General features: G+C 43.7%; 11 protein-coding genes. 8 read left to right on the forward strand and 3 right to left on the reverse strand.

All coding sequences use genetic code 11. The annotated features are described in order from the left end of the window. Positions 1-125: 125 nt before the first annotated feature. A complete protein-coding gene (locus AXF23_RS10795) occupies positions 126-1,160 on the forward strand; it encodes a Fic family protein (protein ID WP_107625302.1) in 1,035 nt (344 codons plus the stop codon). 252 nt (positions 1,161-1,412) lie between these two features. Here AXF23_RS10795 and metG read toward each other — a convergent pair whose 3' ends face one another. Beyond that, complete coding sequence (gene metG, locus AXF23_RS10800; RefSeq protein ID WP_107625303.1) at positions 1,413-3,476, reverse strand: methionine--tRNA ligase; 2,064 nt, start codon at positions 3,474-3,476, stop codon at positions 1,413-1,415. 142 nt (positions 3,477-3,618) lie between these two features. Between metG and AXF23_RS10805 the strand changes: the two genes are divergently transcribed. Next, entirely contained in the window at positions 3,619-5,607 is a 1,989-nt protein-coding gene (locus AXF23_RS10805; RefSeq protein ID WP_107625304.1) for a KUP/HAK/KT family potassium transporter, read from the forward strand. Positions 5,608-5,620: 13 nt separating this feature from the next. Here AXF23_RS10805 and AXF23_RS10810 read toward each other — a convergent pair whose 3' ends face one another. Continuing rightward, positions 5,621-7,336 (reverse strand): RluA family pseudouridine synthase, encoded by a 1,716-nt coding sequence (locus AXF23_RS10810; RefSeq protein WP_107625305.1) that lies wholly within the window; start codon positions 7,334-7,336, stop codon positions 5,621-5,623. Between the two features lie 201 nt (positions 7,337-7,537). Between AXF23_RS10810 and AXF23_RS10815 the strand changes: the two genes are divergently transcribed. From AXF23_RS10815 to AXF23_RS10835, 5 genes are all read left to right on the forward strand, one after another. Next, a complete protein-coding gene (locus tag AXF23_RS10815; RefSeq protein WP_107625306.1) occupies positions 7,538-8,530 on the forward strand; it encodes a patatin-like phospholipase family protein in 993 nt (330 codons plus the stop codon). A 642-nt stretch (positions 8,531-9,172) separates the two neighbouring features. Beyond that, positions 9,173-12,160 carry a SusC/RagA family TonB-linked outer membrane protein gene (locus tag AXF23_RS10820; protein WP_107625307.1) on the forward strand — a complete coding sequence of 996 codons (2,988 nt, stop codon included), beginning with the start codon at positions 9,173-9,175 and terminating at the stop codon, positions 12,158-12,160. Between the two features lie 34 nt (positions 12,161-12,194). Then, positions 12,195-13,940 (forward strand): RagB/SusD family nutrient uptake outer membrane protein, encoded by a 1,746-nt coding sequence (locus AXF23_RS10825; RefSeq protein WP_107625308.1) that lies wholly within the window; start codon positions 12,195-12,197, stop codon positions 13,938-13,940. A 30-nt stretch (positions 13,941-13,970) separates the two neighbouring features. Next, entirely contained in the window at positions 13,971-15,206 is a 1,236-nt protein-coding gene (locus AXF23_RS10830) for a SusF/SusE family carbohydrate-binding protein (protein ID WP_107625309.1), read from the forward strand. A gap of 132 nt (positions 15,207-15,338) precedes the next feature. Further along, positions 15,339-16,787 carry an alpha-galactosidase gene (locus tag AXF23_RS10835; RefSeq protein ID WP_107625310.1) on the forward strand — a complete coding sequence of 483 codons (1,449 nt, stop codon included), beginning with the start codon at positions 15,339-15,341 and terminating at the stop codon, positions 16,785-16,787. Positions 16,788-17,215: 428 nt separating this feature from the next. On the opposite strand, the gene AXF23_RS10840 is transcribed toward AXF23_RS10835, so the two are convergent. Beyond that, complete coding sequence (locus tag AXF23_RS10840; RefSeq protein WP_107625311.1) at positions 17,216-19,681, reverse strand: TonB-dependent receptor; 2,466 nt, start codon at positions 19,679-19,681, stop codon at positions 17,216-17,218. Positions 19,682-19,906: 225 nt separating this feature from the next. Between AXF23_RS10840 and AXF23_RS10845 the strand changes: the two genes are divergently transcribed. Beyond that, positions 19,907-20,860, forward strand: coding sequence for a hydroxymethylpyrimidine/phosphomethylpyrimidine kinase (locus AXF23_RS10845; RefSeq protein ID WP_107625312.1), 954 nt, complete (start codon positions 19,907-19,909; stop codon positions 20,858-20,860). Positions 20,861-21,509: the final 649 nt, after the last annotated feature.

A 21,509-nucleotide genomic window follows, 5' to 3' on the forward strand; every position in this document is an offset into this window, starting at 1 on the left:
CTTTAAAACATATAAAGTGCAAGAATCGGCTCAAAATACTATTCTTTTTACTTGTTTTTAGGCTTACGATGAGCCGATAATTGGCTTTTTATTGCTATATTTGCACCGATTAAGGTTTGTAAGTCATGAATGAATCAAGAGATATATTACAATATCTGCATTATCATCCACTCTCTTCTCGTGGTGATATTACTACAGGAACGGCTTTCAAAGGTAGTGATGCGACTTTGAAACGTATGATAGCAGCTGGCATTAAGGCAGGAGACATCGTGGCAGAAGGAAAAGCACGTGCTACTCGTTATAGGCTTTCTCCCCAAGCCCAGTTGCTGATGCCACTCAATCTTGATACTTATTTCGCGCTTGAAGTGGATGAGCGACAAGTGCAAAGCAGTTATAATTTTGAGCTAATTAATGGTCTACTTGCAGAAACAAGACTTTTCTCTGACAAAGAGCAGTCACACTTTGATGCATTACAAGAAGAGTTTCGGCAGCATGTCAGTGAGTTGACTGATAATGAGTATCGTAAGGAGATGGAGCGATTAGGAATTGATCTTAGTTGGAAATCTTCGCAAATAGAAGGTAACACATATACTTTGCTTGAAACAGAACGTTTGCTCCGTGAGAGTAAGACAGCTGAAGGTAAGACGAGAGAAGAGGCTGTGATGCTACTCAATCATAAGGATGCTTTGAGCTTTGTCCTTGATAATCCAGACTATCTAAAGGAACTAACGGTTAGTCATATAGAGGATATTCACCAATTACTAACAAAGGAACTTTCTATAGATAAAGGTCTTCGTCGTCATCGTGTGGGCATTACAGGTACTAATTACCACCCTTTAGATAATGAATTCCAAATCCGTGAAGCTATGAGAGATGCCTGTGAACTAATCAATAGTAAGTCTAATATCTTTGAGAAAGCCTTACTCACACTCATACTTCTGTCTTATATTCAACCCTTCTCAGATGGGAATAAGCGCACAGCACGTATTACGAGCAATGCAATACTTATTGCTAATGACTATTGTCCACTTAGTTTTCGTTCTATAGACTCAATAGACTACAAGAAAGCTATGCTCATCTTTTATGAGCAAAATAGCCTTTATGCCTTTAAGCAAATCTTCATGGAACAGTTTGAGTTTGCCGTAAAGGAGTATTTCTAATATGTAATATGTATGTGACTTTGGACTTTCAATTACTGTCTATGAGATGTAAAGGTGAGAAGAAGAGCAAAGTTTAGTTTGAAAGTGAGAGATTTCTTTTCTTCAAACTACGATGTAAACAAAAAGAGTCAACGAACTTAGCGTATTATCTTAAGGTATTGAAACTTAATAAAGAAGGCAATTATAACGTGTGGAGATGCACACATTATAATTGCCTTTTTAGGTTATTTGAAAAAGCCACTTGGGCTTATCTTATCCCACTTGACTACCTGGTTTCACCTCACCCATTGTTGTTGTGACAGAGAGGGAACCATCGAAATTAACGGCAGAGAGTATCATTCCTTGACTCTCGATGCCCATCATCTTACGAGGAGCAAAGTTTGCAACGAAAAGAACGTCCTTACCAGTGAGCTGCTCTGGCTCGTAGTAGGCAGCAATACCACTAAGAATCGTGCGCTCAACACCCGAACCATCGTCGATAGTGAACTGCAAGAGCTTCTTACTCTTCTTCACCTTCTCGCATTTAATGATATGTCCTACACGGATATCAAGTTTCTCGAAATCCTCAAAAGGAACATCTTTCTTGATAGGTTCAGCCTTGTAGGAAGCGGCTTTGTTAGCCTTCTTAGTCTCTTCCAACTTACGCAACTGAGCCTCGATAGCCTCATCGTCAATCTTGTCAAAGAGTAGTTCTGGTTCAGCCAACTGCTTTCCAGCTGGGAGAAGGTCGGTAGAACCAAGTTCACTCCAGTTATACTCCGTCATGTTAATCATCTCACGAAGTTTCTTACTACTAAATGGCAAGAATGGTTCGAAGGCAATACTGAGGTTGGCAACGAGCTGAAGCGAGATGTAGAGAATCGTCTCCACACGCTTAGGGTCGGTCTTCCAAAGCTTCCAAGGTTCTGTCTCAGCGATGTATTTATTACCGATGCGGGCGAGGTTCATAGCCTCCTTCTGTGCCTCACGGAACTTAAAGATTTCAAGATAAGCCTCAACCTTCTCCTTGACATCCTTAAACTCTTGTATTGTCTGGCGGTCAATCTCTTCTAACTCACCACAGGCAGGAACCACACCGTCCCAATACTTCTTTGTTAACTGTAGTGCACGGTTTACGAAGTTACCGTAGACAGCAACGAGTTCAGAGTTGTTGCGCTCTTGAAAGTCTTTCCATGTAAAGTTGTTATCTTTGGTCTCTGGTGCGTTCGCAGTCAGTACATAACGTAGTACATCCTGCTTTCCTTCAAAGTCACGGAGATACTCGTGGAGCCATACAGCCCAGTTCTTACTTGTAGAAATCTTATTATCTTCGAGGTTAAGGAACTCGTTGGCTGGTACGTTATCAGGTAAGATATAGTCGCCATGAGTCTTTAGCATGGTTGGGAAGATGATACAATGGAAGACGATATTATCCTTTCCAATGAAATGAACGAGACGTGTCTCTGGGTCTTGCCACCATTTCTGCCATGTACCGAAATGCTCTGGATCATTCTCGCAAAGCTCCTTCGTGTTTGATATATAGCCAATTGGCGCATCGAACCATACGTAAAGAACCTTACCCTCAGCACCCTGTACAGGAACAGGAATACCCCAATCAAGGTCGCGGGTCATAGCACGTGGTTGCAAATCCATGTCTAACCAGCTCTTACACTGCCCATAAACGTTTGGTCGCCACTCCTTGTGATCCGTCAAAATCCACTGCTTCAGCCACTCTTGATAGTCATTCAGAGGGAGGTACCAGTTCTTTGTACGCTTGATGACAGGCTGTGAACCTGAGATAGTAGAGTGTGGATTCTTCAGTTCCATAGGGCTTAAGTCACTGCCACACTTCTCACATTGATCGCCGTATGCATTTGGATTACCACAGTGAGGACACTCACCCATGATATAGCGGTCGGCAAGGAACTGGTGAGCCTCCTCATCATAGTACTGCTCACTCTCCTGTTCAACGAGCTTGCCATCGTCGTATAGCTTACGGAAGAAGTCTGAAGCGAACTTATTGTGCGTCTCACTTGTAGTGCGACTGTAGATGTCGAAGGAGATACCAAACTCCTCAAACGAGTCTTTAATGAGTTTATGATAGCGGTCACATACGTCTTGTGGGGTGACACCTTCCTTCTTTGCACGGATGGTGATAGGCACTCCATGCTCGTCACTACCACAGATGAAAGCTACTTCACGGTTCTTCAATCGGAGGTAGCGTACGTAGATGTCGGCTGGAACATACACTCCGGCAAGGTGTCCTATATGCACACCACCATTCGCATAAGGCAATGCGGCCGTCACAGTAGTACGCTTGAATTTCTTTTCTTCCATATCTGTTTGATTGTTGTTTTATACGTGCAAAGTTACTGTAAATAAGGTAAACGACAAAAGAAATATAGATAAAAGCCAATAGTTAGTTCTCTTGTTACCGTGATTTTATTTACCTTTGCACTCGTTTTAAGTATTTATAAGAATGACTCAGGATAACAATTGCAGTAATGCAGCACACCATAAGCTTAGCTTGGTGGGCGTTCTTGTGACCTTAGGTATCGTGTTTGGCGATATTGGTACGTCTCCTTTGTATGTGATGAAGGCTATTGTCAGGGCAGGAAACCCTGTCAATGCAGAGTATATCATTGGTGCTGTATCGTGTATTATATGGACTTTAACTCTCCAGACAACCGTTAAGTATGTCTTGATAGCCCTTCGTGCAGACAATAAAGGGGAGGGAGGAATACTCGCTCTGTATGCTTTGATACGTCGACATAGTCGTAAGTGGTTTTATCTCTTAGCCATTGTCGGAGCCAGTACACTGATAGCTGATGGAGTCATAACCCCTTCTATCACTGTTCTCTCTGCTATTGAAGGATTAAAAGTATATGAGCCAGAGACCCCAGTAGTACCTATTGCCTTGTGTATCGTTACAGTATTGTTCTTTATTCAACAATTCGGAACAAACATGATCGGTAAGTTGTTTGGTCCATTGATGTTCGTATGGTTCTCGATGTTAGGCGTGTTAGGAGCCATGCATGTCGGTGATTATGTCCCTATCTTACAGGCTTTTAATCCCTTACATGCCATTCGCTTGCTGACGAGCAACCCTGAGTGGTTCTTAATCTTGGGCGCAGTGTTCCTCTGTACGACTGGTGCTGAGGCCTTATACTCCGACTTAGGGCATTGTGGAATTAATAACATCCGCACGAGTTGGGCCTTTGTTAAAGTCATGTTAATCCTCAACTATCTTGGTCAAGGGGCTTGGATAATTGCGCATGCTAATAGTCTTCCTGCAGGAACGAACCCTTTTTATGCCATCATGCCCCACGGCATGCTCTTTTTCGGTATCGTCATGGCAACGATAGCAGCCATCATTGCGAGTCAAGCATTGATTAGTGGCTCGTTTACTATCTTCAGTGAAGCAATGAACTTAAAGTTTTGGCCACGTCAGAAGATTAAGTATCCGACCGATGTTAAGGGACAACTTTATATCCCATTTGTCAATATGTCGCTCTTTATCTTATGTGTGATTGTGATACTTTTCTTCAAGAGTTCGGAGCGAATGGAGGCTGCTTACGGTCTTTCTATTACGATAACCATGCTCATGACTACCTTCCTCTTGAGTGCTTATCTTACTATTCGTCGTGTAAATCGTTGGCTCACACTCCTGTTCCTTATCGTCTTTGTCGGTTTGGAGAGTATCTTCTTCGTCGCAAACATGGCAAAGTTTATGAATGGAGGTTGGGTAACCATGCTTCTTGCCAGTGTGATGATAGCTATCATGTACGTATGGTATAACGCCACAACCATTCGTAATTCGCAGATACAGATACGTGATGTTCGCGAATCGTTCAGTATCATTTCTGATATCAAGAGCGATGAGTCAATCCCTAAGTATGCAACAAACATAGTCTATCTAACCAAGCTTGGGGGTAAATACGACATCGAACAGAAGATTCTCTATTCAATCATTAACAAGCATCCAATGCGTGCTGACCATTATTTCTTGCTGCATATAGACTATCAAGACAGCCCTTCAACACTGGAATATGACGTTACCACGCTCGTTCCCGATACTCTTTATCGTATCAACCTACGGTTAGGCTTCCGCATCCATCCACTTGTCAATCGTTATTTCAGGCAGATAATAGAGGATATGGTGGCTAAGGATGGCTTCTCACTTGCGTCGTCTTATCCTTCATTGGCTAAGCATAATGTGATGGGAAACTTTGTCTTCGTACTTATTAATAGGATTTACTCTGCTTTCACTTCTTTCTCTTTTAAGGAGCGACTCATCATGGATGCCTATGAATGGATTGACCATTTGAAGTTGAGCATGAACCGCTCTTTAGGACTGAACACAAGTAATGTGCTGATAGAGAATGTGCCACTAACAGTGAAGGTACATACAAAGAAGGGTGGAGACGGTATTCCAAGGGTTGAAAGAATAGAAGAAGAGGAGGAATAGAGAGCCCCGATACTTATAAAGGAGTATCGAATCTCATTCGTCTCTGAGTGATAGGATGAGTGAACTCAAGGTGCTCTGCGTGTAGCCAAAGGCGTTCTGCTCGCTGTCCGTAGAGGTTATCGCCAATGATAGGAGTACTCAATCCGTCTGGATGAGCACAATGAACGCGCAGTTGGTGAGTACGACCTGTCAACGGATAGAGCGCTATCTTCACTGCTTCCAATGCTTTTTCTCCGTATGTTGTCTTACCGATAAGGCGATACTCAGTGATAGATTGTTTCCCATTAGTCCTATCAACGCGCTGCCGAGGACGGTCGTCTGGGTTGGGAGAGAGCGGGAGGTCTATCCGTCCCTCTGTTGGTAACTGCTTTTCGAGGACAGAGAGAGGAAGCAAAGCAACATACTTCTTCTTGACCGTTCGCCCAATAAACTGTGCTTGTAAAGCCTTATGAATTTCAGAAGTACGTGCAACAACGAGTAAACCACTTGTTGCCATGTCTAATCGATGTACCATAAATGCATCGCTCTTACCCTTCCATCGTTCGCTTAGAATACTATAAACGGATGGTTGACAGCCTTTTCCAGGAACAGAAAGCATGCCCGACGGTTTGACAACTACTGCAAGATAATCGTCTTCATAGAGTATTTTTAGTCTTTCAGAAAGAGCTAATTCGGTTTCACAATCTGTCCTATTGCAATCTTTATAGTCAACGTCTATCCCTTCCAACATCCATTCCAAGATAGGTTTACACTTTCCATTACAAGCAGGATAGTAGTTTCCATACTGTCTTATCTCGGTCTTTGGCGGTGGTCCCCACCAAAACATTGCCATGCTAATAGGCTTATAACCATGAAGAAAGGCATATTGTAAGAGCTTTGGTTCACAGCATTCACCTGCGCCTGAAGGTGGAAGTAGTGAAGCTGCGAGACTCTCCTTGGCAGCACGTTCAGCAGTATTCACATTTGTTATATGGGCCGCCTTCGTGCGAGCAGGACTATTCTTTAGATAGTAATCACGGAAAATATCGAGTAAGTTCTTACGTTCTCCGTGTGCATTGAGTAGTGAGAACTGGGAGAAAAGCCAACGTTGTAGCCGGTCAGACTTCATCTTGCGTTCTCGCTTCCATGCATTTATCTGTTCTTGATATCTGTTCATAACTGTCTGTGCAGCGGTAATCTGTTCAGCATAAACCTTTTTCTTACGTTGCAATTCGGCTTTAAGAAACTGGCTCTGACGTGTCATCTCATTGCGTTCTACCTCTGAAATAAAAGCCTCCTTACGGCGTTTGTCACGTAAGAACTTAGCACCTTGCATCACTCTCCGTGCTTCTTCGATAGCCTTTTCTGCCTCTTGCCGAATCGATTTTAGGTTTTCCTGTGCCTGTCGATAGGCTGTTGAGGCTTTTAGTTGGGCTATCTTTTGATTCAATTGGGTAATCTCAGCCTCATGAATCTTGAAGTAACCATTGGGCTGGAGATAGTCGAAAACAGCTGGAACAAAGTCTTCTCCCTCATCAGCTATCTGTCCTGAGTAGGCTTGCAAATAACCAATCTCTCCGTTTCGCTCAACAATCAGAACGCCATACATCTTTCCTTCGATTGGTTCAATGGGGAGATCTGCCTGCAACTGCTTGACTGCTGCACGGCAAAGAGCGTCCGGTTCGTAATCGAAAGGATTATTAAACCGAGCGGGTAGGGGCTGTTCTGATAGGATAGGATGGAACTTCATGATGCAAAGGTAAGGAAAAGTTGACGAGTAGACAAGCTGACGAGTAGACGAGTTGATTGTTTTGGAGTTGACAAGTAGACAAGTTTACGAGTGGACAAGTTACTTGCTTTTGAGGAAATATGAAGATTGTTGGAGAAATGAAAAGCAACAATAAAAGGAAAAAACACGCTTTTCTCTTAGAAAAACATTACTTTTGTCGCTATGAAAAAATACTTACTTGTATTTCTGATGCTGATATGCTGTGGTTTATCTGTGAAGGCACAGCAACAGAACGAAGGTGGGAAGACCCGCCCAAAGGTGGGACTTGTGCTTGGTGGCGGTGGTGCGAAAGGTGCTGCAGCCATAGGAATACTTAAAGAGTTGGAGCGAGAAAAGATTCCTATCGACTATATTGCAGGGACGAGTATAGGGGCAATTATAGGCGGACTCTACGCTCAAGGTTATCGGGCAGACGACCTCGATAAGCTTTTTCGGTCGCAGAATTGGTTGTCGTTATTGGCTGATAGAGATACAGCTCTTGTAGGAAAGATGTACAAGGAAGAGGATGGTGTGGTCTATGTCTTCGGTTTCCCTGTCCATAAGAAGACGGATGTTGGTGGACAGAAAGGATTTGGCATCTTACATGGCGACCATGTCTACGACTTTCTTGACAGCCTTGTCAGTCGTTCGCCTGTGCAGCGTGGTGCTCTCCGAAAGGCTATTCCCTTTGCATGTGTAGCCTATGATATTCGTTGCCAACAAGAGATAATTCTCGATACAGGGTCTGTTGTGCGGAATATGCGTGCCAGTATGGCTATCCCAGGGGCGTTTAAAGCCATACGAATGGACACGCTGATGCTGGTAGATGGCGGTATGAGTAACAATCTTCCAGTAGATGTTGTGCGCAAGATGGGGGCAGACGTGGTGATAGCTGTCGACCTTCAGCAACATAAGTATGATGACTATCATTCGCCTTTCGCCTTTCTGAAAGGTATGGGTGGTATTCTGAAGTGGTTGGCCGAACGGCCAGATATAAAGAAATATAATGTCAATCGAACGCAAGCCGACCTTTATATTAATCCTGATTTAGGCCGTTATGGTGTCACCGACTTCAATAAGAAGGCCATAAAAGACATCCTTCGAATAGGCGAAGAGACTGCTTTGAAGCATCGGACGCAGATTAGTTCGGTGTTGAAAGGTATCGGTGTGCGATAGAACTGTTTCCCTATAAGTAAGGCGTTAGTGCTTTACGATATATTAACTAACGCCTTTCTTCATCGTTCCAAACTATCTTCTCTTATGGTACGGTTACTCCGCACAAACTGTCCGGAGGCCCCGGACAAAGTGTCCGAGTACTCCGGACAATCTGTCCGAAGGCTCCGGACAAAGTGTCCGGACGCTCCGGACAACTGAAGAGGACCATCCTCTTGGTTTCAATCTACCCTTGTGAGGCCTTAAAAACATCAATTTCTTCCCATTTCATCGATAGTTTTGGTCTTCGAAAGGGTGTGAAATATAGACAGAGAACAAGCGATTTATGGTTTTATTTGAGCAAGTTTTTGCTTACAAAGAAAGGAGGGGAGGAGTCGACTTCATTGTAAAAAATGTGTCTATTGCGCTTTTGTTAGTTGTTGAAATATGTTCTCTGCGCTTATAACTCATATTGTATTTTTTTGTATAATACGGTTTGTAAGTTGCTGATAGTCAGTGAAGAGTATTTGTAATTTCATTTATTTACCCTTTTATCCTTACCATATAGTCTAATTTTCGTGTATCTTTGCATACACCTTTTAAGATAAGGAGTTTCCGTTATAACGACAGGGAATAATTTTAAAAACATAAATCAAATTAACAATCATGAAACCATTGCAAACTGAGAGCAGTTCATGGCGTAAGGTACTTGCCCTATTGGTGGGTCTAATATGCACCTTGAACGTAGCGGCTCAAAAACTCAATGTTAAGGGATCGGTAACCGATCAGAATGGAGAACCAGTCATTGGTGCAACCATTATGGAGGAAGGTACCAAGAATGGTGTGGTGACGGATATTGATGGTAACTTCTCTCTATCTGTTGCAAGTCCTAAATCTCGACTCCGTGTGACCTACATCGGTTACAAGACACAGGATTTACCAGTAAACAATCAGACTGATTTTAAGATTAAGTTGCAGGAAGATGCTGCTAATCTTGATGAGGTTGTTGTAGTTGGTTATGGTACGATGGATAAGAAGGAACTTACTTCTGCTGTGTCTCACGTATCTTCTAAGAACTTCACACAGGTAGCAAGTGTAGACCCATCTATGATGATTCAAGGTAAGGTGGCTGGTGTTAGTATTACCAATACTGGTGCTGGTGACCCTAACAATCAGGCAAGTATCCAGGTGCGTGGTGTCTCATCTCGTGCTGCAGGACTTGGTCCATTGATTGTCATCGATGGTGTACCTGGTGGTAACTTAACCAACCTCAATCCTAATGACATTGAGAGTTATGATGTCTTGAAGGATGGTGCTGCATCAGCAATCTACGGTACTCGTGGTTCTAACGGTGTTATTCTCGTAACGACAAAGAAGGGAGCTCGTGACGGAAACCTGCATACCTCTTATAGTGGCTCTATCGCTTTAGATGTCATTAAGAAGGACCTTGATATGCTCTCAGCTGATGAGTATCGTGCCAACCGATTGGCTTCTGGTACTGGTTATGACCTTGGTGGTTCAACAGACTGGATGAAGGAAGTGAGCCGTGTTGGTGTTCGCACTGTTCATACATTGACACTTAGTGGTGGTAATATCAAGTCAAATTACCGTGCATCGGTAGACTATCGTGATGCAAAGGGTATTGATAAGTACTCTGGTCGTCAGGAGTATGGTGCTCGTATCAGCTTGAACCATACAACCAACAACGGTTTGATAACCTTCGGTTTGAATATTGCTCCACGTGTTGCCTATCGTAAGAACGCAACTTGGGATGTGTTCCGTAATGCTTTAGAGGCTAACCCTACGACTCCTATTTGGGACCCACAGAATCCTGCGCTGTACTATAACTTTAAGGGACAGCCTGCTGAGTGGAACCCTATTGAGCAGGAGAAGAGACGTAAAGATACTGGTACAACAAAGTTGATTGACTGGGATGGTACCGTTAAGTTGAATCTCTTCCCATTGTTATTGACCAATCCTGGAAAGCAGGTGTTGACAACACAGTTGACATTCGCTGACCATCAGTATGATAACTATAACCAGTGGTTTAGCCCATCAACCAACACCCGTACGATTAATGCAGGTCGTGATGGTGAAGCTTCACAGAGTTATGGCAAGGAGTCTCTCCATAGTTTGGAGTGGATTAACAACTATAGCAACTCTTTTGGTAATCACAACTTAAAGGCTATGTTTGGTTACTCTTATCAAGAGGCTCTCTACTCAGGTTTTAATGCAGAGAACAAGGACTTCCCTAACGATGCTCTTGAGGACAACAACTTAGGAACAGGTAAGTTCATGAAGAAGAAGGACGAGCTTGGTATGGGTTCTTATAAGAATGGTTACAAGCTGATTGCATTCTTCGGACGTGTAAGCTATGACTGGAAGGGACGTTATATGTTGACAGCTTCTTTGCGTCATGAGGGTTCAACAAAGTTCGGTGAGCATTATAAGTGGGGTAACTTCCCAGCTGTGTCTGCTGGTTGGCGTATCTCTGACGAGGCCTTTATGGCAGGAACAAAGAGTTGGTTGACCGACTTGAAGCTCCGTGCTGACTTCGGTGTGACAGGTAATCAGGACTTCGGTTCATACAAGTCACTTGACACAATGACTGGCTTTGGTTATTATATGTATAATGGCAAGTCTTATCAAGTATGGGGTCCTGGTAAGAATCCAAACGATGACTTGCACTGGGAGAAGGGTAAGAACTGGAACGTCGGACTTGATTGGGCGTTGTTCAATGGTAACCTCTTCGGTTCTTTCAACTACTTCAATCGTACACAGCAAGACCTCTTGGGTGATTATAATGTGACAGTTCCACCATATTTGTTTACGACAACTTTCGTGAACGTAGGTACTATGCGTAACAGTGGTTTCGAGTTTGATGTAACTTGGAATGCTATTAAGAAGAAGGACTTCACCTATACGCTCAATGTCGTAGGAGCAACAATGGGTAATGAGTTCGTTAAGTTCAGCAACAGTAAGTTTGTTGGTCAGGACTTCTATTACATGGTTGATACACAGGATCCATACCCATTCCATACATTACAGCGTATCGAGAAGGGACGCCGTATTGGTAGCTTCTATATGTGGAAGTATGCTGGTATCACTTCTGATGGTAAGTGGATTGTATATGACAAGGATGGTGATAAGATCTTAGCAGACAATGCTACAGATAATGATCGTCAGTTTGTTGGCAATGGTCTTCCTAAGTTCACGGGTTCTATGACACATAGTTTCCGTTATAAGAACTTAGATGCTTCATTGTTCTTCCAGACAGCTTTGGGCTTTGATATCTTCAATATCCATGACTTCTATTATGGTATTAAGAACTTCCAAGGTAATGTAATGGATAAAGCATACAGTAAGAACCTTGCAGTAACACAGAACCCTATTGTCTCAGACTACTTCCTTGAGCCTGGTGACTACTTGAAGCTCTCTTCTGTAAGTCTTGGTTATACCTTAGATATGAAGAAGAAGTATCTTAGCTCTGTTCGTATCTATGCAACAGCAACCAACCTCTTTACGATTACGAAGTTCTCTGGTGTAGACCCTTCTACCTATCAGTTGAATGGCTTGACACCAGGTGCTACGGGTTCACGTACATACTATCCATCAACACGCCAGTTCATGTTAGGATTGCAAGTTGACTTCTAAAACAATCGTTCAATCATTTAGATAATGAAAAGCAATGAATAAGTTATATAAATACGCAGCATTGTTAGCAGTGTCTGCGGCTCTTATGACAGCCTCAAGTTGTACTGATCTTAGTGAGACACTGTACGACCAAGTGGCATCAAGCAACTATTATAATACGAAGGATGACGTTATCCGCGCAGTACTTCGTCCATTCGAACATGGCTTCTGGAGTATCCAGAGTCGCCATGTATTGAATGAAGAAACAGCCGACCAATTGATTACTCCTACCCGTGAAGACTGGTGGGATGATGGTGGTCGTTGGGCTCGTATGCACCGACATAAGTGGATTAACACGAATGGTGAGGCTCAGTCTGAGTTCAATGGTTGCTATCAAGGTATCGGACAGGCTAATAAGGTAATTGAAGACCTTAATACACTCTCTGCGTCAAAGTTTGGTTTTTCAGAAGCAGAGTTCGCTAACCTTCGCGCACAGAACCACGTTCTCCGTGCATGGTATTATCTTCGTCTGTTAGATGCGTTCCGTAATGTATACTACTCTGTTGGCTTCAAAGACCTATCACAGAACTCTAAAGGCCAGGTTCCACCACGTCAGATTTTCGACTTTATAGAGAAAGAATTGAAGGATGCCCTGCCTGATTTGGTTAAGAAGGCTTCCCTTGGTGGTAATGGTAACATTGAAGGTCAGTGGACACAAGCTGGTGCAGCTGCGCTGTTGGTTCGCTTGTATATGAATGCACAGGTTTATGTTGGTGAAGACCGCTATGCTGATGCAGAGAAGTATGCACAGGACATTCTTGATGGTAAGTATGGTACATACGCTGTAGCTGACCGTTGGGACGCTGCTTTCGATTGGGATAATGACAAGTGTGATGAGGTTATCTTCGCATTCCCAAGCTCTCAGGGCGAGACACATTGGCACTACAAGGGTGATGTTTATTGGTGGACTACTCCATCTAAGGCTAATGACTGGCTGAAGGATAAGAAGTGCAAGGAAGGTTCACACAACCTCAAGTACTCTGCTTCACCATCTTATAACCCTAAGGGAGAGAAGTATAACTTCGAGTTAGGTATGCCTATTGCTCAATTCAAGAAGTATCCATCAGACGTTCGACTAAAGATGTACAAGAACTTAAACAATGGTCGACGTGAGGGTATGTTCATCTTCGGTAAGATTCAATATATTGATGATGACGGACATCCACAGTATTTGAAGGATCACAACGGTAGATATGTTCTTGACATACGTGATGCTGTTGGTAAGTTCGGTGCTACTGATGGTAGCAAGTGGCTCAATAAGACTGAAAGTAGACTTGAGGATGGTGACGACAACTCTGGTTGGATGTTCGCTAAGTATCCTCTCTATCCAGATACCGAAGAGGACCTTCAGCTTGAAGCAGACTACTGTGAGGTACGTCTCCCAGAGATTATCTATAGCCTTGCAGAGTGTAAGCTGCGCAAGGGAGATGCTACTACAGCAGGTAAACTCTTGAACATGGTACGCAAACGTAACTATCCTTCTTCTGATTGGAGCACTGTTCTCTATGCCCCAGAAGGTACAGCAACCCTCGATATGAAGGAGATGCTGGCAGAGTGGGGACGTGAGTTCTTCGCAGAGGGACGTCGCCGTATCGACTTGATTCGCTTTGGTAAGTTCGAAGATGCATGGTGGGATAAGGAGGCAGATGCCGATAAGCACATCGAAATCTTCCCATTCCACCCAGACATCATGGGTGCTCATAAGGACATGAAGCAGAACCCTGGTTATGATGGCAACTAATTTATTAAATGATTAAAACCTATTCGTAAGATGAAATCAATAGTTAAATATGGTATGGCGCTATTGGCTCTTTTAGCGCCAATAACCTTCCAATCATGTCATGATGATAAGGATATCGTGGTCATCACAGAAGAGCTTCCATTGAAGGTCGACCATCTCTATATGGTGGGTGATGCTACCCCTGCTGGGTGGAGCATTGACAATCCATACGAGATGACACGTGATGAGAATAATAAGTACCTCTTTACTTATCACGGTAAGCTAAGGACGGGTGAGATTAAGTTGCCACTCTCTAAGGGTGATTGGGGTGCCACATTTGTTTACGCACCTGCTGCTAATACTGAGATCAATGATAAGGGCGTAGCCAGTGATGCGATAGATATTCGCAAAGGTGGTGCTGATAATAAGTGGAAGGTGACTAAAGCTGGTATTTATACCTTCGCTGTCGATCTCCGTACACGTAAGCTTACAGTTACTTATGAGGGCGAAGAACCAGCTGGTCCAATCGTTCCTATCGAGACAGAGTGGTTGTCATTTATCGGTAATGCAACGCCCTACGGTTGGGATATTGATGGGTTGAAAGCAAAGGTACAGGACGGTTCTGCTAAGTTTGCTAAGACCTCTTCTAATCCTTTACAGTTCACTTATGAGGGTCATCTCAACGTAGGTGAGTTCAAGTTGTCATTTGACAAATCAGATGGATGGAACAATTTGATTCAAGCACCTGTAGCCGATTGTGAGTTCAACCATGATGGTCCTGCAAAGCAAGGCATGGTTGTTGGTGGCGAAGACAATAAGTGGAAGGTAACGGAAGCTGGTACTTATACGATAGTATTCGACCTCACAAAGCACGAGATTAAGGTAACGAAGTTCGAGGCTGATGCTCCTGCTCCAGCTGCACCATCACCTTGGGATACTGAGAATGTATATATGATTGGTAGCGCAACTCCTGCTGGTTGGGTAACTGATAATGGTGTTGCTTTCACTAAGTCAGGCGATCATCTCTTCTCTGTTGAGGTTCAGTTGGCTGAAGGTGAGATGAAGTTCATGCTTGATAAGTCTGGTTTCTCTGATGAAAAGCCTTACTTCTTTGCGCCAGCAGAGAATACTGAAGTGAACGAACAGGGTGTTGCTAACGATGCTCTTGCCTACGGTACGGAGAAGAGCTATGGTGACAAGAAGTGGAAGGTGACCAAGGCTGGTAAGTATAAGTTGACACTCGACTTAAAGAATAAGAAGTTTAAGGCAGAGTACTTAGGTGCATAACTCCACTAATATAATAAGGTAGCTGCAAGATTATAGGCTTACACTCCTGATACAAGAGTGTTAATAGAGATACGACAAATGTCGACTCTTGCAGTTACCATTTAATAACTACTTATGACAGAATAAACAACAATGAAGAAATATATATTTGCAAGTTTAGCATTCGCAGCTTTGCTATCCAGTTGTAATAGTAATGAGTGGGATGTCACCAGCGACTTGAGTGTCGATAAGCAGGACCCTACTGTTGGCCTTACACCTGTTGCAGAAAAGGAAGGTATGGATTATGCTCCTCTTTATTGGAGTGTATATGGTAACCTTCGAGCACAGGAAAAGGCGGGCTCATTCCCAAATATCTTCACAGAGAACGACTGGGATGAGACAATCGATTATGTAGTCACTAACCTCAAGTCACATGGCTATGATATGCTTGTTACTGATGGCTTCGCTGCCATGGGCGGTGATGATGGTTACATGACACGTTACAGTCACTCTACAAAGGATGAAGGTTCTCCAGAGATACCTTTGACTACTATCGTTGCAAAGCTGAAAGCGAAGGGTCTGAAGTTAGGTGTGTATGACAGTCCATTCTGGTTACACTATTCTAACCCTAATGCTATCATTCCAGGAACAGACTCTATCACAGTGAGCAGTCTTGGTTATGACCCAGCAAAGGACAAGGATGTGAAGTATCCTACGGCTAAAGAGCAGTTCGGTTGGGTAATGACTGACCACCCAGGTGCCGAACAGTTCTTTGAAGGTTTCTTCAAACACTATGCTGACTTAGGCGTGAAATTCGTGCGTATGGACTTCCTCTCTTGGTATGAGGATGGAATGAATTATACCGACGTTATCGATAAAGGCTTTGGTCGTGAGCGTTACGTGAAGGGTATGCAATGGATCAACAAATATGCACAGAAGTATGGTGTGTATGTTTCTCTTGTAATGCCACACTTGCGCAATGACGCTATCATTGAAAAGTACGCTGGTAACATGGTACGTATTGATGCCGATGCACTTGAAGGTAGTTGGTATCGTTTCTCAGATAACAACCGTGGTAGCCTGCGTGGTGGGTGGCCTAATTCAGAGAACGCATTTGATGGTTTTATCAACTGGTCAAAGATCTCTGGTCGTAAGAAGATACGTCTTGATGGCGACTTTATTCGTATTGGAAGCTATGCAGACGACAATGAGAAGATGTCAGTTATCTCTCTTCCTTTGATGGCAGGTGGTCCTATCTCTATCACAGATATGCCAACTGGTAATGATTTGACCTTCTTCCAGAATGACGAGTTACTCGCTTTGCAGAAGGACGGCTTTGTCGGTAAGCCATTGGAGCGTAACCTTTGGAACACAGATGGTGAGGTATGGTACGGACAGATGAAGGATGGCTCTTGGGTTATCGGTCTCTTCAACCGTGATCAGGCAGCTGCAACTCGTTCTATCGACTTGACAAAGGTAGGTATTACTGGTACTTGGTCTGCACGTGACCTTTGGAAGCATGCTGATGAAGGTACTGTAAGCGATAAGATTGAGGCAGTCATCCCTGCACATGGCTGTAAAATTATTAAGCTGACAAAATAATTTTCCTCATTACTGATTGCTTAGGTCAGGAGAAGAAAGTACACAATTGGGCCAAACGGAGCTATCTGTTTGGCCCAATTTTTTATTGTTGTGGCTATTGAGGTTATAGGATTATTGGGCCTATAAGCCCTATAGGCCTAATAAGCCTAATATTCAAGGCCAGGCAGGGCGTTATCATTATTGGGCTTATAGGGCCTATTGGCCTAATTAGCCTAATATTCAAGGCCAGGCTGGGCATTATCATTATTGGGCCTATAAGCCCTATAGGCCTGATAAGCCTAATATCCAAGGCAAGGCAGGGCATTATCATTATTGGGCTTATGGGGCCTATTGGCCTAATAAGCCTAATGTCAAAGCCAAAGCAGCCGCATTACCATTCGGAGCAATGCGGCTACGACCAAATATTCAAAAAAACAATTCAGAGAGTGTTAAAGTTTAACGCTAAGACCCACATACCATGTTGCACCGTATACTGGAGCATACATGAAGGCTGCGTCATCTGTATGCTTTTCGTCTTGAATGTAGCTAAAGATGTTCTTAGCACCTGCATAAACAGTACACATACCGAAGCGTTTTGCAGCACGACAGTTGAAGAGCATGAAGGTATTTGTCTTCTTAATCTTTGACGTTGCACCATCGTCTTCAGAGTTGTAGTCGATGTACATTCGTCCTTGCAATGAGCTTGTGAGAGAGAAACTCCATGTACCAGGGGTATAATCGAGGTCGATATCGCCAGTCATTGCAGGGAAACGAGAGATGTTACGACTATCCTTAGCATATTGCAAGCGCTGTGGGAACTCCTTTACAGTCTCATCGTTAGGGTCCGACCAGTCTGCACGCTCATGCTTGAACTTACCTTGATTGAAGGTCCAGTTGACGCCAGCATTAAAGTTGCGGAAGAGGTTTGCTTTTGCACCTAACTCCACTCCCTGTACGTAAGCATCGTCGACATTCTCCCACTGATAGGAATAACCGAACTTCTTAACCTCATCGTCTGCAGGAGAGAACTGAATCTTATCTTTCAAGTTGGTACGGAAGATGTTAATGCTGAACTGATACTTCTTTGCATAATAGTCTGCAGAGAGGTTATAGCTAATAGCCCGTTCGCCCTTGAGGTTAGATGATTTCCACACACGTGGTGAACCACTACATAGATGAAGGTCCTCAGAGAATCCGTAAGGAGCACGGAACCCTGTTCCTATATTAGCACGAAGAACGAGGGAAGGAGTAACTTCATATTTAATAGCAATACGAGGATTGACAGTTGTCTTACTGAATTTCGTTGTTGGGAAAGCACTATCAGAAACCTTTACACTGGTAGCATACTCCTCACCAGAGCTATGAGAGTCGACACGGATACCCGGTACAACGGTCAACTTTGGTGTCACGTTCCACTCATCCTGTATGAAGAAACCAACCTCGTTAGCGTGCTTCTTACCGATAGAAGTGTAAGGAACGCCATAGTAAGGACTTGTCTTCTCGTCCTCAGCAGAGATGACATAGAGTCCGGTCTCACGTAAACGAGTGAAATAACCCTGTACACCACCAAGCAATGTATGGTTGCCAAGGATAGAAGTGAAGGTGATAGATGGTGTTACCGTATTCTCTTTAGCGATGTATGGACGCATCATAGAAACGTCAGGTTCCGCACCGTCCTCGTCAGGATGTGCTGGATCCTTGTGAGAATCCATATAGTCATGGAGGAAGGTATCGTTAGTTGCCTGTCGTTTATGGTACACGTAAGCTGTCGTAAGGTTCAGTTCTGAATGCTTACCGATAGGCAAGGTATAAGCAAGGTCAGCTGAAAGGCGGTTGGTGCGGATGTCTTCTGTACCGTCAGTATATGGGTTCAAGTATTGATCATTCGTCATGACACCACCGAAACGGTGCTCATCAATCGCCTTACCACGCAGTACGAGCTTATCGTTCTTAGCGAAAGGCTGGTAGACATAAAGGCTGAAACCAAGGTTATTCATCGTCTCGTCCACACGGTCAGAGATACCATCCTTATGCTTTACTTCCTTACGTGTAAGACCATTCTGTGTGCGGTCGATAGCATCCATCTGTGTACGCTGTGCGAAAACACTCAGTCCGATGTTGTTATAACGCATAGATCCAGAACCCTTATAGCTCTTGAAGCCAAAGTTTCCGAACTGAATATCACCATTAACAGATGGCTCGAAGGTTGGTTCCTTTGATATAATGTTGATAGCACCAGCAACGGCACTACTTCCATAGAGGGCTGAACCAGCCCCTTTCACTACCTCAAGACGGTCGATGTCATTGGTTCCAATCTGTTGTAAGCCGTAGACGCCAGCCAAACCAGAGTAGATTGGCTCACCATCAATGAGTACTTGTGTGTGCTCAGCACCCAATCCCTGCATACGAACCTCTGAGAAATTACAGAACTGGCACTGCTGTTCTACACGAATACCAGGAACACCTTCAAGTGCTTCGTATAGGTTCTGCGCATTCTTCTTAGTGATAGCTTGTGATGTCAAAACCTCCGTACGGATAGGCACATCCTTTACGAAGTGGCTGGTGCGAGTACCTGTTACAACGACCTGGCTCAACTCCAAAGGGTCTTTCTCCAGTTCAAAGTAGACCTCAGTACCTTTATTATTAACCATGTCTACCTCTTTTTCCTGCTGCTGATAACCATCCAGTGTGGCAATGATAACCTGCTTACCCAGTGGAAGATTACTCAGTTTGAAATGTCCTGTAGCATCGCACTGAGTCTTGAGGTTGGTACCTTTTACTCTAATTACAGCATGCGGAAGATGCTTCCCACCTTCTTTAGCTTTTACATCACCGAAGAGCATTGCATCGGTATTTTGTGCCATGGCCACTATAGAACAAAACATGGCCGTTAAGATTAGTAAATACTTTTTCATTAGTAATTATTTGGTTTGTAAATAACATCGCAAAGTTATGCGATTATTATTAATGTGTCAATACCTAATAGTAGGTAGTTTGACTACTATAAGACTAATAAGTCTAATGGAGATGATGAGCCTGATAAAAGTCAGAAGGGTAGTTTTTCTTGTCAATTTAGGAATAACTCTTGGTGAATTCAATATTTTCAATTTACTTTGTAGGCAAATAATAATCCGAAGCTATTGAAGACAATCCTCACAATAACAGGTTCAGATAGCACTGGTGGGTCTGGTGTACAAGCTGATATCAGGACGATAGCGGCCTTAGGGGGCTATGCCGTGTCGGCTGTTACATCTGTCACAGTGCAGAACACCTTAGGTATTCAGGCCTTCTACGACCTCCCTGCGGAGATTGTAAGGGGTCAGATCGAGGCTATTATCAATGATATGCAACCCGACACAGTAAAGGTTGGAATGATAAGAACTACTGAGACGTTAGCTGTTGTGGTAGATGTACTGTTGAAGTATCGTCCTCATCATATTATCTACGACCCTATTGTCACAGCGAGTAATGGTGACCGACTGTTGTCAGATGATGTGATAACGCAGATACGCTGCCGACTACTACCTTTGTGTTCACTTGTCATCCTACGAGAGGGGGAGACGGAGAAAATCTTTAACAGTCCTTCGTTGAAGGGAAAGAAAGAGACAGATGTTTGCACCTACGTGCTCGACGACCCTTTACAACACGGTCTTGCCAATAGTTTCTCGTCGTCTCTTGCTGTCTATCTAAGCCAAGACGAGCCGATGGAGCAAGCTATAAAGCATGCACGAGAATATGTCCGCACACTTATAACAAGGAAGAGTGACATCAGTGGACGCAGTAGTCAGCTGTATTATGAATTCTTAGAAGCAGTGCAATTACACTACCGTACGAATCGTGATGTAGCTTTCTATGCTGATTGTCTGAATGTCTCTCCACGTTATCTATCGCAGGTAGCACATCGGATATCGTGTAAGTCGCCTAAAAATATTATCGATCATACACTTGCAGACGCACTTGCTTGTCAGCTTCGGACGACACAAAAGACGATTCAAGAGATAGCTTACGAGCATGGATTTGCCTCACAAGCACAGTTCTCTAAGTTCTTTAAGAAGCTGATGGGGCAGAGTCCGAGCGAATGGAGACGGACGTAGGAGGGGGGACCTCCCCCAGCCCCTCCGAGGGAGGGGAGAGCCTAACGGGATATAGTAGGGGATAGATATCGAACTCCCCAACCTATTTCTCTTAAGTAGGGGAGAGCCTAACGGGATATAGTAGGGGCAAGTCTATAATTCCCCAACCTATTTCTCTTAAGTAGGGGAGAGCCTAACGGGATATAGTAGGGGATAGATATCGAACTCCCCAACCTATTTCTCTTAAGTAGGGGAGAGCCTAACGGGATATAGTAGGGGCAGGTCTATAATTTTCCAACCTATTTCTCTTAAGTAGGGGAGAGCTTAACGGGATATAGTAGGGAATAGATATAGAATTACCTAACCAGTTTCTCTTAAGTAGGGGAGAGCCTAACGGGATATAGTAGGGGCAGGTCTATAATTTCCCAACCTATTTCTCTTAAGTAGGGGAGAGCCTAACGGGATATAGTAGGGGCAACTCTATAATTCCCCAACCTATTTCTCTTAAGTAGGGGAGAGCCTAACGGGATATAGTAGGGGATAGATATCGAACTCCCCAACCTATTTCTCTTAAGTAGGGGAGAGCCTAACGGGATATAGTAGGGGCAGGTCTATAATTTTCCAACCTATTTCTCTTAAGTAGGGGAGAGCTTAACGGGATATAGTAGGG

The sequence above is a fragment of the Prevotella sp. oral taxon 313 genome, assembly GCF_003043935.1.
GTDB classification, from domain to species: Bacteria; Bacteroidota; Bacteroidia; order Bacteroidales; family Bacteroidaceae; genus Prevotella; species Prevotella jejuni.

Coding starts and splice junctions, on each gene's coding strand:
- AXF23_RS10795 (WP_107625302.1), top strand. CDS start 126: ATGAATGAATCAAGAGATATATTACAATATCTGCATTATCATCCACTC.
- metG (WP_107625303.1), bottom strand. CDS start 3,476: ATGGAAGAAAAGAAATTCAAGCGTACTACTGTGACGGCCGCATTGCCT.
- AXF23_RS10805 (WP_107625304.1), top strand. CDS start 3,619: ATGACTCAGGATAACAATTGCAGTAATGCAGCACACCATAAGCTTAGC.
- AXF23_RS10810 (WP_107625305.1), bottom strand. CDS start 7,336: ATGAAGTTCCATCCTATCCTATCAGAACAGCCCCTACCCGCTCGGTTT.
- AXF23_RS10815 (WP_107625306.1), top strand. CDS start 7,538: ATGAAAAAATACTTACTTGTATTTCTGATGCTGATATGCTGTGGTTTA.
- AXF23_RS10820 (WP_107625307.1), top strand. CDS start 9,173: ATGAAACCATTGCAAACTGAGAGCAGTTCATGGCGTAAGGTACTTGCC.
- AXF23_RS10825 (WP_107625308.1), top strand. CDS start 12,195: ATGAATAAGTTATATAAATACGCAGCATTGTTAGCAGTGTCTGCGGCT.
- AXF23_RS10830 (WP_107625309.1), top strand. CDS start 13,971: ATGAAATCAATAGTTAAATATGGTATGGCGCTATTGGCTCTTTTAGCG.
- AXF23_RS10835 (WP_107625310.1), top strand. CDS start 15,339: ATGAAGAAATATATATTTGCAAGTTTAGCATTCGCAGCTTTGCTATCC.
- AXF23_RS10840 (WP_107625311.1), bottom strand. CDS start 19,681: ATGAAAAAGTATTTACTAATCTTAACGGCCATGTTTTGTTCTATAGTG.